This window comes from Wolbachia endosymbiont (group A) of Andrena hattorfiana (assembly GCF_947179565.1).
Taxonomy (GTDB): domain Bacteria; phylum Pseudomonadota; class Alphaproteobacteria; order Rickettsiales; family Anaplasmataceae; genus Wolbachia.
Genome location: NZ_CAMXBT010000002.1, coordinates 362,893 through 376,603 on the forward strand (window position 1 = coordinate 362,893; position 13,711 = coordinate 376,603).

At 33.8% G+C, this 13,711-nt stretch carries 12 protein-coding genes; 10 read left to right on the forward strand and 2 right to left on the reverse strand.

What is annotated here, in order from left to right; genetic code table 11:
* The first annotated feature begins 1 nt into the window (after position 1).
* The 3 genes from virB11 to OM966_RS03565 all read left to right on the forward strand — a co-directional run bounded on the left by virB11 (position 2) and on the right by OM966_RS03565 (position 4,014).
* Positions 2–994: a P-type DNA transfer ATPase VirB11 gene (virB11, locus tag OM966_RS03555; RefSeq protein WP_264328834.1), complete on the forward strand. Its 993-nt coding sequence runs from the start codon at positions 2–4 to the stop codon at positions 992–994.
* A gap of 30 nt (positions 995–1,024) precedes the next feature.
* Positions 1,025–3,040 (forward strand): type IV secretory system conjugative DNA transfer family protein, encoded by a 2,016-nt coding sequence (locus OM966_RS03560; protein WP_264328835.1) that lies wholly within the window; start codon positions 1,025–1,027, stop codon positions 3,038–3,040.
* Positions 3,041–3,162: 122 nt separating this feature from the next.
* Positions 3,163–4,014 (forward strand): P44/Msp2 family outer membrane protein, encoded by an 852-nt coding sequence (locus tag OM966_RS03565; RefSeq protein ID WP_264328836.1) that lies wholly within the window; start codon positions 3,163–3,165, stop codon positions 4,012–4,014.
* Between the two features lie 179 nt (positions 4,015–4,193).
* On the opposite strand, the gene prmC is transcribed toward OM966_RS03565, so the two are convergent.
* The gene (gene prmC / locus OM966_RS03570) at positions 4,194–5,033 is read right to left on the reverse strand and encodes a peptide chain release factor N(5)-glutamine methyltransferase (protein WP_264328837.1); all 840 of its coding nucleotides are present in this window, start codon (positions 5,031–5,033) and stop codon (positions 4,194–4,196) included.
* Positions 5,034–5,776: 743 nt separating this feature from the next.
* Entirely contained in the window at positions 5,777–6,988 is a 1,212-nt protein-coding gene (gene ispD / locus OM966_RS03575) for a 2-C-methyl-D-erythritol 4-phosphate cytidylyltransferase (RefSeq protein ID WP_264328838.1), read from the reverse strand.
* A 115-nt stretch (positions 6,989–7,103) separates the two neighbouring features.
* Here ispD and OM966_RS03585 point away from each other — a divergent pair, with 115 nt between their 5' ends.
* From OM966_RS03585 to OM966_RS03615, 7 genes are all read left to right on the forward strand, one after another.
* Entirely contained in the window at positions 7,104–7,979 is an 876-nt protein-coding gene (locus OM966_RS03585) for a PGAP1-like alpha/beta domain-containing protein (RefSeq protein ID WP_458694304.1), read from the forward strand.
* A 49-nt stretch (positions 7,980–8,028) separates the two neighbouring features.
* Positions 8,029–9,102 (forward strand): AI-2E family transporter, encoded by a 1,074-nt coding sequence (locus OM966_RS03590; RefSeq protein WP_319604555.1) that lies wholly within the window; start codon positions 8,029–8,031, stop codon positions 9,100–9,102.
* A 129-nt stretch (positions 9,103–9,231) separates the two neighbouring features.
* Positions 9,232–9,867, forward strand: coding sequence for a DnaA ATPase domain-containing protein (locus OM966_RS03595; RefSeq protein ID WP_253309351.1), 636 nt, complete (start codon positions 9,232–9,234; stop codon positions 9,865–9,867).
* Between the two features lie 373 nt (positions 9,868–10,240).
* A complete protein-coding gene (locus OM966_RS03600; RefSeq protein WP_264328841.1) occupies positions 10,241–11,227 on the forward strand; it encodes a tyrosine-type recombinase/integrase in 987 nt (328 codons plus the stop codon).
* A 55-nt stretch (positions 11,228–11,282) separates the two neighbouring features.
* Positions 11,283–12,008: a lysophospholipid acyltransferase family protein gene (locus tag OM966_RS03605; RefSeq protein ID WP_319604560.1), complete on the forward strand. Its 726-nt coding sequence runs from the start codon at positions 11,283–11,285 to the stop codon at positions 12,006–12,008.
* Positions 12,009–12,059: 51 nt separating this feature from the next.
* A complete protein-coding gene (gene rpsT / locus OM966_RS03610; protein ID WP_264328842.1) occupies positions 12,060–12,329 on the forward strand; it encodes a 30S ribosomal protein S20 in 270 nt (89 codons plus the stop codon).
* A gap of 80 nt (positions 12,330–12,409) precedes the next feature.
* Positions 12,410–13,660, forward strand: coding sequence for a citrate synthase (locus tag OM966_RS03615; protein ID WP_264328843.1), 1,251 nt, complete (start codon positions 12,410–12,412; stop codon positions 13,658–13,660).
* Positions 13,661–13,711 lie beyond the last annotated feature (51 nt).

The window sequence follows — 13,711 nt, forward strand, 5'->3', positions numbered from 1 at the left end:
AATGAACTATGCTGCACTTGATACATATTTGGAACCATTACAAGGCATATTTCAAGAAGAAGGCGTAAATGAAATATCAATAAATAAGCCAAAGGAAGTATGGATTGAAAATCGCGGTGAAATAAGGTGTGAAAAATTAGAAGTATTCGATCTTAACCATTTGAAATCTCTTGGCAGACTGATTGCTCAAGCTACAGAACAAAAACTTAGCGAAGAAGCACCGTTACTTTCAGCAACATTACCAAATGGTTATCGTATACAGATAGTATTTCCGCCAGCATGTGAACCTGATAAAGTAGTCATGTCGATTCGTAAGCCTTCTAGCATGCAATTAGCACTCGATGATTACGAAAAAATGGGGGCTTTTTCTGAAACTGTTACAGAAGCAACTGATAATCCAGTTGACCGTCATTTGGATTTACTGTTAAGGCAAAAAAAAATAAAAGAGTTTTTAGAATACGCTGTAATAAGTAAGAAAAATATTATAATTAGCGGTGGAACTTCCACTGGTAAGACTACTTTTACTAATGCTACTTTGCGTGCTATTCCAAATGAGGAAAGAATTATTACTGTTGAGGATGCAAGGGAAATCGTTTTGAACGATCATCCAAATAGAGTGCATCTGATTGCCTCCAAAGGAGGGCAGGGCAGAGCAAAAGTAACCACTCAAGATTTGATAGAGGCGTGCTTACGTTTAAGGCCAGACAGAATAATAGTTGGTGAGCTCCGTGGAGCGGAAGCTTTTAGTTTTCTTAGGGCGATAAATACTGGTCACCCTGGATCAATATCAACCCTTCATGCGGATAGTCCAACAATGGCCCTTGAGCAAATAAAATTGATGGTTATGCAGGCAAATCTTGGCATTCCTCCAGACCAAATTATACCATACATTAGAAATGTGATTGATATTGTTATTCAGCTAAAAAGAACCGGTGGGGGCAAAAGAAGCATTTCTGAGATATTATTTACTAGATCTGCGAGCGAAAATGCTTAAATTTATACATAAGTTAAAAAAGAGTAGTTTATGAGTAATGGAAATCACCTACGTAATATTCTCATAGGAGGTGTAGTAGCTTTTAGCGTACTTGAGTTTTGCTTCTATCTATCTGGTATATTGTTCTTTCTATTAGTTGACGGTCCGGATGCTGTGGATTTTAAGGCAATTAATCCTAGTTTGACGCCTTTCCCTCAAGCTCTTTGGCCAACGATTTTTGATCATATACAATATTGTTGGCACCACCCAGAGTTATATAGCCTTGAGCTCAAATTAAAATTAATTCTATCTTCTACAATGCCTATTGTTGTTTTAATGATTATCTTATGGAATTTAAGAGAAAGGATAATTGAGTGGCGACCATTTAAAAAGAAAGAATCACTTCATGGAGACTCGCAGTGGGCATCAGAGAAAGACATACGAAAAGCAGGATTAAGAAGCAAAAAGGGATTATTGCTTGGTAAAGATAAAAGAGGATACTTTATTGCTGATGGGTTTCAGCATGCATTGTTATTTGCACCTACAGGTTCTGGTAAGGGTGTTGGCTTTGTAATTCCTAATTTATTATTTTGGACTGACTCGGTAATTATACACGACATAAAATTAGAAAACTATGAAATAACAAGTGGTTGGCGAGAACGACAAGGACAAAAAGTATACGTATGGAATCCAGCGCAGCCAGATGGAATAAGTCACTGTTACAATCCATTACAATGGATTAGTAAAAAACCTGGGCAGATGGTTGACGATGTGCAAAAAATAGCTAACCTCATCATGCCTGAACAAGACTTTTGGCAAAATGAAGCAAGAAGCTTATTTGTTGGAGTGGTATTATACTTACTTGCTGCACCAGAGAAAGTTAAATCTTTTGGTGAAGTTGTGCGTACGATGCGTAGTGATGACGTAGTTTATAATCTTGCTGTTGCTCTTGATACAATGGGTAAAATACTACACCCTGTAGCATATATGAATATTGCAGCTTTTTTACAAAAAGCTGATAAAGAAAGATCGGGTGTTGTATCAACTATGAACTCATCGCTTGAATTGTGGGCAAACCCATTGATTGATACTGCAACTGCGTCAAGTGATTTTAATATTTTAGATTTTAAAAAGAAGAAAACTACAGTTTATGTTGGTTTAACTCCTGACAACTTGACTAGGCTCAGGCCTTTAATGCAGGTTTTTTACCAACAGGCAACTGAGTTTTTATGTAGAAAATTGCCATCGGATGACGAGCCTTATGGCGTATTGTTTTTAATGGATGAGTTTCCTACACTTGGAAAAATGGAGCAATTTCAAACAGGTATTGCATATTTTCGTGGTTATCGAGTTAGGTTATTCTTAATTGTTCAAGATACTGAGCAGCTCAAAGGAATATACGAAGAAGCAGGAATGAACTCCTTTTTGTCAAACTCGACTTACAGAATAACTTTTGCAGCCAATAATATTGAAACAGCTAATTTAATATCGCAACTTATAGGAAACAAAACTGTACGACAAGAATCGTTGAATAAGCCTAAATTTTTAGATTTAAATCCTGCTTCAAGGTCGTTGCATATCTCTGAAACACAGAGGGCATTGCTATTGCCTCAAGAAGTTATTATGTTGCCACGCGACGATCAGGTAATTTTAATAGAGTCAACTTACCCAATAAAATCAAAGAAAATTTTGTACTATAGTGATAGCACCTTCACAAAAAGACTGCTTAAACAAACTCGTGTGCCTACACAAGAACCATATGACCCAAACAAAGTTCTTTCTGCCGCTGCGAGCAAAGATAAGGTTAATAACGAGGGGAATAATGCTCTTGAGGGACCTAACACTGCTGATTATCCTGTTGAAACTAAAACAGAAGATGCAGTATATGATGAATCAGATGAATTTGCAGACGAAGATATTGATGATGAAGATATTGACGATAAGTTTGAAGATGGTGATGACGGGTTTGATGACGAGAGGAGCGATGATGGGTTTGATGACGAAGAAGAGGAGGATGAATTTGAAGATGAGGATATTGACGATAAATTAAAAAATGATCAAAAATAAAGGTTAACTTTGCCTATTTTTAGCTCAGAAAAGTGCAAGTTATGCAAATAATTAGGTTTTTCATATTAAGCCATTTTTAATTAATTAGTGTTAGATTAGCTATTTTAACTAGGGGAGTAGTAATGATTAGTAAAAAAACATTAGCGGTTACAGCACTTGCTTTGCTGTTGTCACAACAATCTTTTGCAAGTGAAACAGAAGGGTTTTACTTTGGCAGTGGGTATTACGGTCAATATTTAAATTACATGGGTGAGTTGAAAGCAAAAATTGGAGATACTGCTGCTACAGATGCCGGTAATGTATCTGTAAATGGCAGGGATGATCAGAATACAGAAGGTCAATTACTAAGTAAGTATAAAGGAGATTATAACCCGCCTTTTGCTGCAAATGTAGCATTTGGTTACACAGGAGAATTGGGTAATAACAGCTACAGAGTTGAATTAGAAGGAATGTATTCTTCCGTAAAAGTGGATAATATTGGTTTAACAAGCAGCCAGATGACAATATCCTACATAAAGGATAAAGCTAAACCAGAAGAGAGATATAGAGCAATAGTCAATCATGACCAGATAGAAAACGCGTCTTTAATGGCAAATGTTTATCATCATTGGAAAAGTGACCGTTTCTCTTTTTCTCCTTACGTTGGTATTGGAATCGGTGCAACAAGAATGACGATGTTTGAAAAACCGTCAATAAGACCCGCAGGTCAATTAAAAGCTGGCCTTGATTATCGCATAAACGAAGATGTAAATATGCATATTGGATATAGAGGTTTTGGTGCTATTGGTAGCAGTGAGTGCAAACTAGAAACCTTAAAGTGGGATCCCAATTTTGATAATGGCGCAGGTAAGCCAAAAGGTAGAATGGCTAAACAAACAGCTGGTAGTCCAGTATCTACTACCATACAGAACAGATTTTTTCATACACACGGCATAGAGGCTGGCCTTACTTTCCACTTTGCCAGCAAAGCCTAAATATATTGCCCTTTTAAAAAATGCATGGCTAACCAAAACCGTTCCTGTCATCCTATGGCTTGACCATAGGATCTAGTTAAATATAGATCCCAGTGTCACGCACTGGGATGACGAGGTAGAGGGTACTGGGATGACATAGGATAATATGGGATGAAGAAGATAATACAAGAAAACATTAGCTATGTTTTTTGCATAACAATGCACCTCTTCATTCCTGCCAAATCATGTACATATTCCTGAAAAGCTAATTTGTATGAGGGTATTATTTTGTCAATATCATTTTGATCTTCACCTATCTCCAATATCGCAAACCCATTTTTTTTAAGACACCTCCTTAATATTGAAAAAATACTCAAGTAACAGTTTAAACCATCAATTCCACCATCAAGAGCAATTCTTGGCTCTTTTTGCACTTCGGCTTGCAGGTCTTTCAATTTGCTTCTTTTAATATATGGAGGATTACTGATTATAAGATCGAATGAACCTCTGCACTCTGTCCATGAGCTTGGAAATATTTTGGCTCTGCTGAGAAGATCATGTTTCTTTGTGTTCTGATAGGCAACTTTGTATGCTTCCAAGCTTTTTTCAAAACCGATACCAACGGCATATTCATACTCACTAAGTACGGATATCAATAAACAACCTGTGCCTGTACCAAAATCTGCAATTTTTAGTCTCTGCTTTTTATTTGGGTAATATTTTAACACTGTTGAGATTAATGTTTCACTATCTGGTCTTGGATCCAAAACATGCTGGTTAACTGTAAAATTTTTACTCCAGAATTCACGATTACCTATTATTTGCGATATTGGATATCTTTCCGCTCTTTTTTTTGTTAATTTCCAAAATAAAAGTTCTTTCTCCATCGGCACTTGATCAGCATGGTTCATAATTATGAATGATCTTTCCACTCCAAGTATGTGCTGCATGATGATTTCACAATCTAAATGTGGTGATTCAACTTTATGTGACGATAATAACTCTGATCCTTCTTGAATTAAAGTGCTGATTGTTTTCATTATTCTAAAAATGTGTTCCTTTCAGCCATAAACGATGAGTATATATAGCTAACTTAAATAAGGCTTACCTTCTCTGTCATCCTATGGCTTGACCATAAGATCTAGTTAAAAAAAATTCTAGATTCCAGTGTCAGCTACTTGCATGACACCATTTGCTATGCGGATTACCTTAGCCTAGAATAACTGCATCAGATCCCAGCGTCAAGCACTGGGATGACACCCTACTTAACCGTCATACCGCCGCGGTATCTCTAGATCCCGCTAACACGTAGCGGGATGAAGGTTTTCAGGGTAGCTGTCATCCCAGTGCCCTGACTACTTGGATCCAGAAAACTTAACTTTAAATAAGTGGCTGCATAATAAAGACTAGATTCCAGCGTCACGCGCTGGAATGACACCATTTTCGGTCTCTCAAAATTGCTTTAGCTACAAACATTAAGAAATTTACCAAACGAAAAAAAAGGCAAAGAACTCCCGTGGTGTGAGTTTTGACTCTCTAATACTTTAAATTGGCGCTGTAATAATGTGCTGGCGCTTAGTTTAAGCGCAGTTTGGCTGAATGTAGAAAAAATTTAAAAGACATGCAGCCGCTATAATTTTATGTAATCCGCCAAAAAATACCCTAAGTTTTTTACTGAATGTTGTCATTGAGCCTGCAGGTCAAAAACGAGTTTTGAGTCATAAATACCATTACTATCATAATAAGGGGGCTAGCGGAGTTTGTCAAGTAAGTTTTTTCGTTTCTATTCCCAATAAAAGTTTGTATGCAATAACACAGAAACATATGCTGCTATTCCTTCATTTCTTCCAATAGAACCTAATTTTTCTGCAGTGGTTGCTTTGATATTTACAAATTCATCATCAATTTCTAATGCTTTTGATATGAATTTCTTCATTTCTACTTTGTAAGGCGATATTTTAGGCTCCTCACAAACTATAGTAATATCTAAATTAGACACGCTGTACCCTTTTTCCTTTGCTTTTTTAGCAGCAAAGTCAAGAAAGTGAGATGAATTGCAATCTTTCCATTCAGAGGAACTAGGAGGAAAGTGCTCCCCTATGTCGCCACATCCCAGTGCTCCGAGTATTGCATCAACGATTGCATGTATTGCAACATCACCATCAGAGTGCGCTTCTATTGCCATGTTGTGTTCAATTTTCACACCGCAAATTTTTATAAAGCTCTCAGCACCATTTTGAACTTTAATGAACTTATGTATATCATAACCAGTTCCTACACGAAATTTTGGCTCTTCAAAGAGAAGCTTTGCCATATTGATATCCTCTTTTGTGGTTAACTTAAAATTGCTTTTCTCACCTTTAATAATCGCAACATGTTTTTTGTGCTCTACCATTAGTGATGAATCGTCAGTAAATTCTTTGTCTGATTGATGGCACGATAATAATTCTTTGAAATTAAAAATTTGAGGAGTTTGTATTGCTCTGAGTTTTCCTCTTGAAATCGTAGATTCAACGAAATTATTACCCACCAATGACATAGTGTCTTCGACTTCTATTGCTGGTACTACTCCTGTATATTGATCATTAATCATGGACTGAGCCAAGTTATCTATCAGAACATCTGACACAAAAGGCCTACAAGCATCGTGTATAACTACAAAATCTGGGTTAACTTTTTGTAAGCTTTTAAGCCCTAGTTTAACTGAATTTTGCCTGTTTTCTCCTCCATATACAGGGCTTAGTAATTTAGTGTCTGTAATTAGTGATATAGCTTTCTCATAGAAATTTTCATGGTCTCTATTAATTGCTATTCTTATGTAATCTATATATTGGTTAGCCAGAAATCTTTTAATTGCATGAAATAAAACAGATTTACCTGCAAGTTTTGTATACTGCTTAGGAATTGTGTTACTGCATCTACTGCCTACTCCTGCTGCAACTATTAATGCTGCTATTTTGTATTTCTTAAGTCTGTTAGTGTGCATATTTATCATTTTCAGCGTAAGTGTATAGTAACAAGTTATTTACAGTTTAAAAAAAGAGTGTATTATCTTATAGGATATAATACGATGCTAGAATGCACATACTAAGTGTAATAAAGAAAATGAGATACACCTTATATCCTTTCATGGAATAGGCGATAATCATAAAAATGCTCAACAATGCTTACAGCATTTATGTGGCAGAAATAGGCTAAAAGCTATTGCTCATACACATAAATATCCGGCTATATTCCAAAACTACATAACTTATGCTGCAGTTAGCTTTTTGTTCCTCGTGGCATCTGTATCAGCGCCCATTGCAATATTACTACTTATAAGCCCCATAACAGCTGGAGTAGTTGGTTTAGCAAGCTTAGCTGCTCTAACTTGCATTTTTTTATCCGTAATGCTTATTATTATTCCCTTTATAAATAGAGATCAAAGTTTGCTTAAGCCCTCGATAGAAGAAATCAATGAATTAATGGACAAGGGTGTGAGGCCTGAAAACATTATATTTTTTGGCCATTCCTTTGGAGGAGCAGTTGCATCGGCAGTTTTGAAGCACTTTGCAGACAAAAACGTTAAACTTGGAAGTGTTATTTTTACTAGCACTTTCAGCTCTTTTCATACAGCAATAGGGCATTTTCCGATCCCTCAAGCAAAAATTTTAAGTATGTTGCCCTCATCCATTTTTAAAAAATTGCTAAAGGCTTTAGATCTAGATTTTGATTTAGTGAACGATATACGAAAGTTGCGAGATGAGGGAAAATTGAATATGCCAATAATAGTTATTAATAGCAAAAGAGATTACTTAATACCACAACCTGCACAATTGGCGCACGCAATAGAAAATGATGTATTGCTACGTGGGAAATTGATCAAGACTGTTAATTCGAAAAGGTATGAAGATGATCCACATAACGGAGTTTTATCTAGTTGGGAATTGGGTGAAAATTTGATTGACCTAATACTTAATAAAATTGATAAAACAATGAATAGATAGTATTTACAATAAACTGTATATTTTTCAGTAAATTGACTATGCTAAACGCATGCAAAAACGTCATATAACTATTTGTTTTATGTTGCTTTTTATAATAGGGATGTTATTCCTGATGCGTCCTATGATTTTTCCATGTTTAATGTCTATTGTTATTGCATATTTGTTTAATCCGCTAGTAGTCAAGTTTGAAAAGTATAGAATACCGCGTTCATGTTCTGTAATTTTTATAATACTTGTTTTATTAATAGCTTTTATACTAGTTATAACATTTGTTTTACCTATTATATATGTTCAAATTACTTCAATATTAAATTTCTTAGTGAATAAAGTGCCTTCATTAAAAATTAAAGTAATCCCCTCTGTATTAGAATTTCTTAATATAAAAATCGAGGATAGCTTATTTGATCACTTATCTAAAAATCTAGCAGAAAATTACAGCGACTATGTATCTTATTTCATAAATGCTCTTGATATTGCTAGTAACTTTATAATCCAAGTATTAAGTTCAAGCTTTAGCTTGATTCACACGGTATCATTAATGGTGATTACTCCTGTAGTGTTTTTCTATATATTACGTGATTGGCCTTTAATTATAGAAAAAGCTAATAAATTAATTCCTGTTTCTTATAGAGAAAAAGTTGCAAATTATTTTTCTAAAGTGGATTTCATCATATCTAATTATCTAAAGGGGCAGGTAAATGTATGTATTGTCATGATGGTCTTTTACTCTGTGAGCCTGAGCATAATCGGATTGAAACACTCTATTGTTATTGGAATTTTATCAGGAATATTAACGTTCATACCTTACGTAGGACCATTATTATATACCATTATTGGGTTTTTGAGCGCTATTACTCAATTTAGTGAATGGGTTGAAAGTGCTGCCGTTTTGCTATTATTTGGTGTTGGACAATTAATAGATTCAAACATATTAGTTCCTTTATTAATAGGAAAAAAAGTTCATATACATCCAACTGTAATTATTCTGGGAATTACTATATGCGCTTCATATTTTGGATTTACAGGTATATTACTTTTTATTCCAATAATAGCAATGTTCAATGTATCAGTAGAATATGCAATCAATAAATATTTTAAAAGTGAGCTTTATAAAAACGGCTAACAGACCTTTTGCATAATCAATTTATGGTAAGAGGAGAAATGAGCCCAGAATACCTGAGATATTTGAGGAGCGTAAGTAAATTTCTGCGCAAAAATTACTACCAGAAAGAGGTTACGTAAGAGGTTTAATGTGCAATTAAATTTATTTAACAACAATCAAGCTGATTATAGTCGGCAAAATTACATCATCTTAGATGAAAATAAGCACATATATAATTCAGTAATTGAGGATTTATCTTGGAAATCTCTCATTCTTTTTGGACCTAAAAGCTCTGGTAAAACTCATCTTGCTCATATTTGGCAGTCAATAAACGATGCAATTTTTATCAATGTGAATAACTTTGTAAGCGAGATTAGGTATAGCGATGCTTTTATTTTAGAAGACGTACAAAACATTAAAGATGAAGAAATGTTATTACATTGTTACAATTACATGAAAGAAAATGATAAGAAGCTGCTAATCACTTCTTCAATTTCACCAAAAAAACTTAACTTCAAACTAAGAGATTTAAGTTCTCGAATATTATCAACTATCAGCGTAAAAATTTTGCCTGCAAGCGAAGAATTATTAAGAATCATGCTAATAAAACGATTTTCAGATAAACAGTTAAAAATTGATTTAAAAGTGATTAATTATATTTTAGCAAGAATAGAACGTTCTTTCTATAGCATTGATAAAATTATAGAGAAGATAGATAATGAATCTATAGGGTCAAATGTGACCGTTCCTTTTATTAGCACTTTATTTAAAAAAGATGCCATTTGATTTCTTCTTTTGTAAAGTACTCATTGTATATATTAAAAATTTATTAACACCCATAACACTAACGTAATTGAAATCTCTATCTGTCCATGTTAGAATTATAATAAATATTATGTTATAATAAATATAGATAGATACAGCTAAGAAGTATTCTATATTTATAGTAGAGCTCACTTTATAAGGTGTTTTTTATAGATTTGACGTTATAATTTAACTATGATAAGAGTAAGATTAAATTTAAAAAAAAGGTTAAAGCAAAGGTTTGTGATGTTCACTCTATTGATAAATGCCTTATTTGTCTCATATTTTCTCATAAGACACATAGGAAACACTTCCAATCAAATTATAGCCAAAGAAATAAATATAGGAGCTGATAATGAAAAATAAACAGCCGCAAAATAAAAAAGAAAATCTTTACATAACATATTACGTAAATGCTTTGGCTTCAGAGAGGTCCGCTACACAAAATACTCTGGAAAGTTATCGTTCGGATTTACACCAGTTTGAAGAATTTTTATTAGAAAGCGGCACTACCTTGGTTGGCGTAAACAAAACCAATATTAAAGATTATGTGAAATATCTATGTACACAAAAGAAATATAAAAGTAGCTCTATATCAAGAAAAATATCCGCTACGAAAAATTTCTATAAGTGTCTATTTAATGACGGAATAATAGATTTTAATCCAGCACCGACTAATGATGCTGAATTAAAGAATCCAAAAGTTTCTCGTCCTTTGCCTAAGTATTTAAGTGTCGAAGAAATATTTTTGCTAATGGATGCAGTGAGAAAATCAGCAAGCGAATCGAATAAAGAGATAAGCAGTAAAAGGCTATGTGCGATTTTAGATATCCTTTACTCTTCTGGAATGCGTGTTTCTGAACTAATTAATATGAAGTTATGTGAAGTGTCACATTTAATAAACAGTAATAGCAAAGAATGCTATATAATAATAAAAGGAAAAAGTGGTAGAGAGAGGCAAATTCTTTTTAATGAACAAGCATTGCAGAGCCTTAGAAATTATTTATCAGTTCGTGACAATCTGATCCCTAACGGAAAGGAATCCGATTGGCTATTCCCAGGTGATAAACCTAATAAACCAATTACAAGGCAGAGGGTCGGTCAATTAATGAAGGAGTTAGCAAGAAAATGCAATATTGATGAAAATAAGGTCTCTCCACACGTGATTAGGCATTCTTTTGCTACCCATCTACTGGATAGCGGAGCAAATATTGTGTTGATACAGAAAGTTCTTGGCCATACTAACCTTTCTACAACACAAATATATACTCATATTGCTAACGAAAAGTTAAAGGACAAATTAGCTGATTCGCATCCTATTACTCAGATGATCAATAATTAAACTTATTGCTTTTAATTTGTAGTAAAGTTAAATTCAAATAAGTTTATGTGAGTTTGTGATTTCAAGTTTATTGTTTAATTTCTTCCTTATATTATGGGAAGTATTCTATACTTTAATTGCTCTCCCTGTAATTTTCTTTCCTGAGTATGTAATAACCATTTTCCTCGTCTGTTCGGTGAGAGTTGTATTATTCATGCTGCGTTTATTATGTGGCATTAAATATGAAGTGAGGGGAATGGAAAACATTCCTAAGCAACCTTTTATCATTGCATCTAAACACCAATCTCCATTTGAAACATTTATTTTTATACTACTATTTAGAAAAGCGGTTTTTATTTTAAAACGTGAATTGAAATGGATTCCATTCATTGGTTTACATCTTATAGCGCTGAAAATGATTTTTATTAACCGTTCAGATGGTATCAGTTCTATACGCCATATAATTAAACTAGCAAAAATGCGTATAAAAGAAAATAGAAGCATAATAATATTTCCTGAAGGTACAAGAACGACTATAAACCAAAATATAAAATATCAACCAGGTATTGCTGCTTTATATAGCGTTTTATCTGTTCCTGTGTTACCGGTTGCTTTAAACACTGGTTTGTTTTGGCCAAAAAGCATACTTTCTCTGAGAAAGAATCCCGGAAAGGCAGTAATAGAAATATTGCCCCCAATATATCCTGGGTTAAACAAAAATGAATTCTTGCAAAGTTTAGAAAAAATTATTGAAGAGAGAAGCAGTAGATTAACCATAGAAAAAACTGATATTGCAAATTAACAAAAAAACTTTATAATTAAAAAAAAAGTACAGTATTTTAGGTATTAATATATGGCAAATCATAAGAGTGCTAAAAAAATGATAAAGGTAATAGCAAAGCGCACTTTAATAAATAAGATGCGGAAAAGTAAAACTCGCACCGCTATTAGAAAATTGGTTGATATAATCAAGTCTGGCGACAAAGAAAATGTTGTTCTGGCATTTCGGAATGCTGAATCTAATTTACACAAGTGTGTGAATAAAGGTGTTATTAATAGGAATACTGCTGCGCGTAAAATAAGTCGCTTAAATGCAAAAGTAAAAGCATTGATGACCGCTTAATACGGTTAATGTAAAGTTAACTGTATTAATATATACTCTTCAGTTTGTATATTCTGTATAAAATTTAAGTAGCTTAAGTAATGGATAAAAAAGTGCTATTAGAACTAAGTAATGGATTAAAAATTGAGCTACCCATATTAAGTGGAACAATAGGTCCTGACGTGTTAAATATCAAGGATTTATATAAGACGACAGGATTATTCACTTATGATCCGGGGTTTGTTTCCACAGCTTCATGTTCTTCTTCGATTACATTTATTGATGGAGATGAAGGAGTTCTTAAATTTAGGGGACATGATATAGCTGATTTGGCAGAGAATAATAGTTTTACTGCTGTGATTTATTTATTACTCTATGGTGAACTACCCAGTTCAGAGCAACACAAAAAATTTCTTCTCAAAATACAAGAATCATCCAAAGTATCAGAGCAAGTTACAAATGTAATCAAAGCATTTCCAAAAACTGCTCACCCTATGTCGATTTTAGTTGCATGTTTTGCAAATTTGTCAGCATCTTACCATGAAACACATGGCAACAATGTCAATGGTGAAGATTTAGATTTTGGAATTTCTGCAATAGCACAAGTTCCTGCAATTGTTGCAATGATTTATAGGCATATCAACAATCAGGAATTCATAAATGCTAACAATGAATTAAGTTACAGTGAAAATTTCTTAAAGATGATATTTGGCGATGCTGTTGATAATGATAAAAGCGCCCTTTTTGCAAAAGCTCTGGATAAAATATTTACTCTCCATGCTGATCATGAACAGAATGCTTCTACGGCGGCTGTCAGATTGGTGGGATCGGCTGGCTCTAATCTGTTTGCAAGCCTCTCTGCAGGAGTTGCTACACTTTGGGGACCAGCACATGGTGGAGCTAATGAAGCAGTTATAAATATGCTAAAAGAGATAGAGCAAAGTGAAGATATAGATAAATTCATCGAAAAAGCTAAAGATGATAAAGATCCATTTAAATTGATGGGATTTGGACATCGTGTTTATAAAAATTATGATCCGCGCGCGCGGATATTGAAAGACGCTTGTCATGAGGTTCTAAGTAAACTAGAACAAAATAATGAATTGCTCAAAATTGCAAAAAAACTTGAAGAAATAGCTTTAAAGGATGAATATTTTATCGTGCGTAAGTTATATCCAAATGTTGATTTTTACTCAGGTATAATAATGAATGCTATCGATATTCCCTCAAATATGTTCACGCCTATTTTTGCACTTGCAAGAACCACTGGTTGGGTTACTCAGTGGTATGAAATGATAAATGATAAAGAAACTAAGATCTGTAGACCAAGGCAACTCTATTTTGGTAAATAAATTTATTTTCACTTCATTCACAATTTTTCTTTGAGCAATTTAACTTCTAAG

Coding starts and splice junctions, on each gene's coding strand:
- OM966_RS03560 (WP_264328835.1), top strand. CDS start 1,025: ATGAGTAATGGAAATCACCTACGTAATATTCTCATAGGAGGTGTAGTA.
- ispD (WP_264328838.1), bottom strand. CDS start 6,988: ATGATAAATATGCACACTAACAGACTTAAGAAATACAAAATAGCAGCA.
- prmC (WP_264328837.1), bottom strand. CDS start 5,033: ATGAAAACAATCAGCACTTTAATTCAAGAAGGATCAGAGTTATTATCG.
- virB11 (WP_264328834.1), top strand. CDS start 2: ATGAACTATGCTGCACTTGATACATATTTGGAACCATTACAAGGCATA.
- OM966_RS03590 (WP_319604555.1), top strand. CDS start 8,029: ATGCAAAAACGTCATATAACTATTTGTTTTATGTTGCTTTTTATAATA.
- OM966_RS03615 (WP_264328843.1), top strand. CDS start 12,410: ATGGATAAAAAAGTGCTATTAGAACTAAGTAATGGATTAAAAATTGAG.
- rpsT (WP_264328842.1), top strand. CDS start 12,060: ATGGCAAATCATAAGAGTGCTAAAAAAATGATAAAGGTAATAGCAAAG.
- OM966_RS03565 (WP_264328836.1), top strand. CDS start 3,163: ATGATTAGTAAAAAAACATTAGCGGTTACAGCACTTGCTTTGCTGTTG.
- OM966_RS03600 (WP_264328841.1), top strand. CDS start 10,241: ATGAAAAATAAACAGCCGCAAAATAAAAAAGAAAATCTTTACATAACA.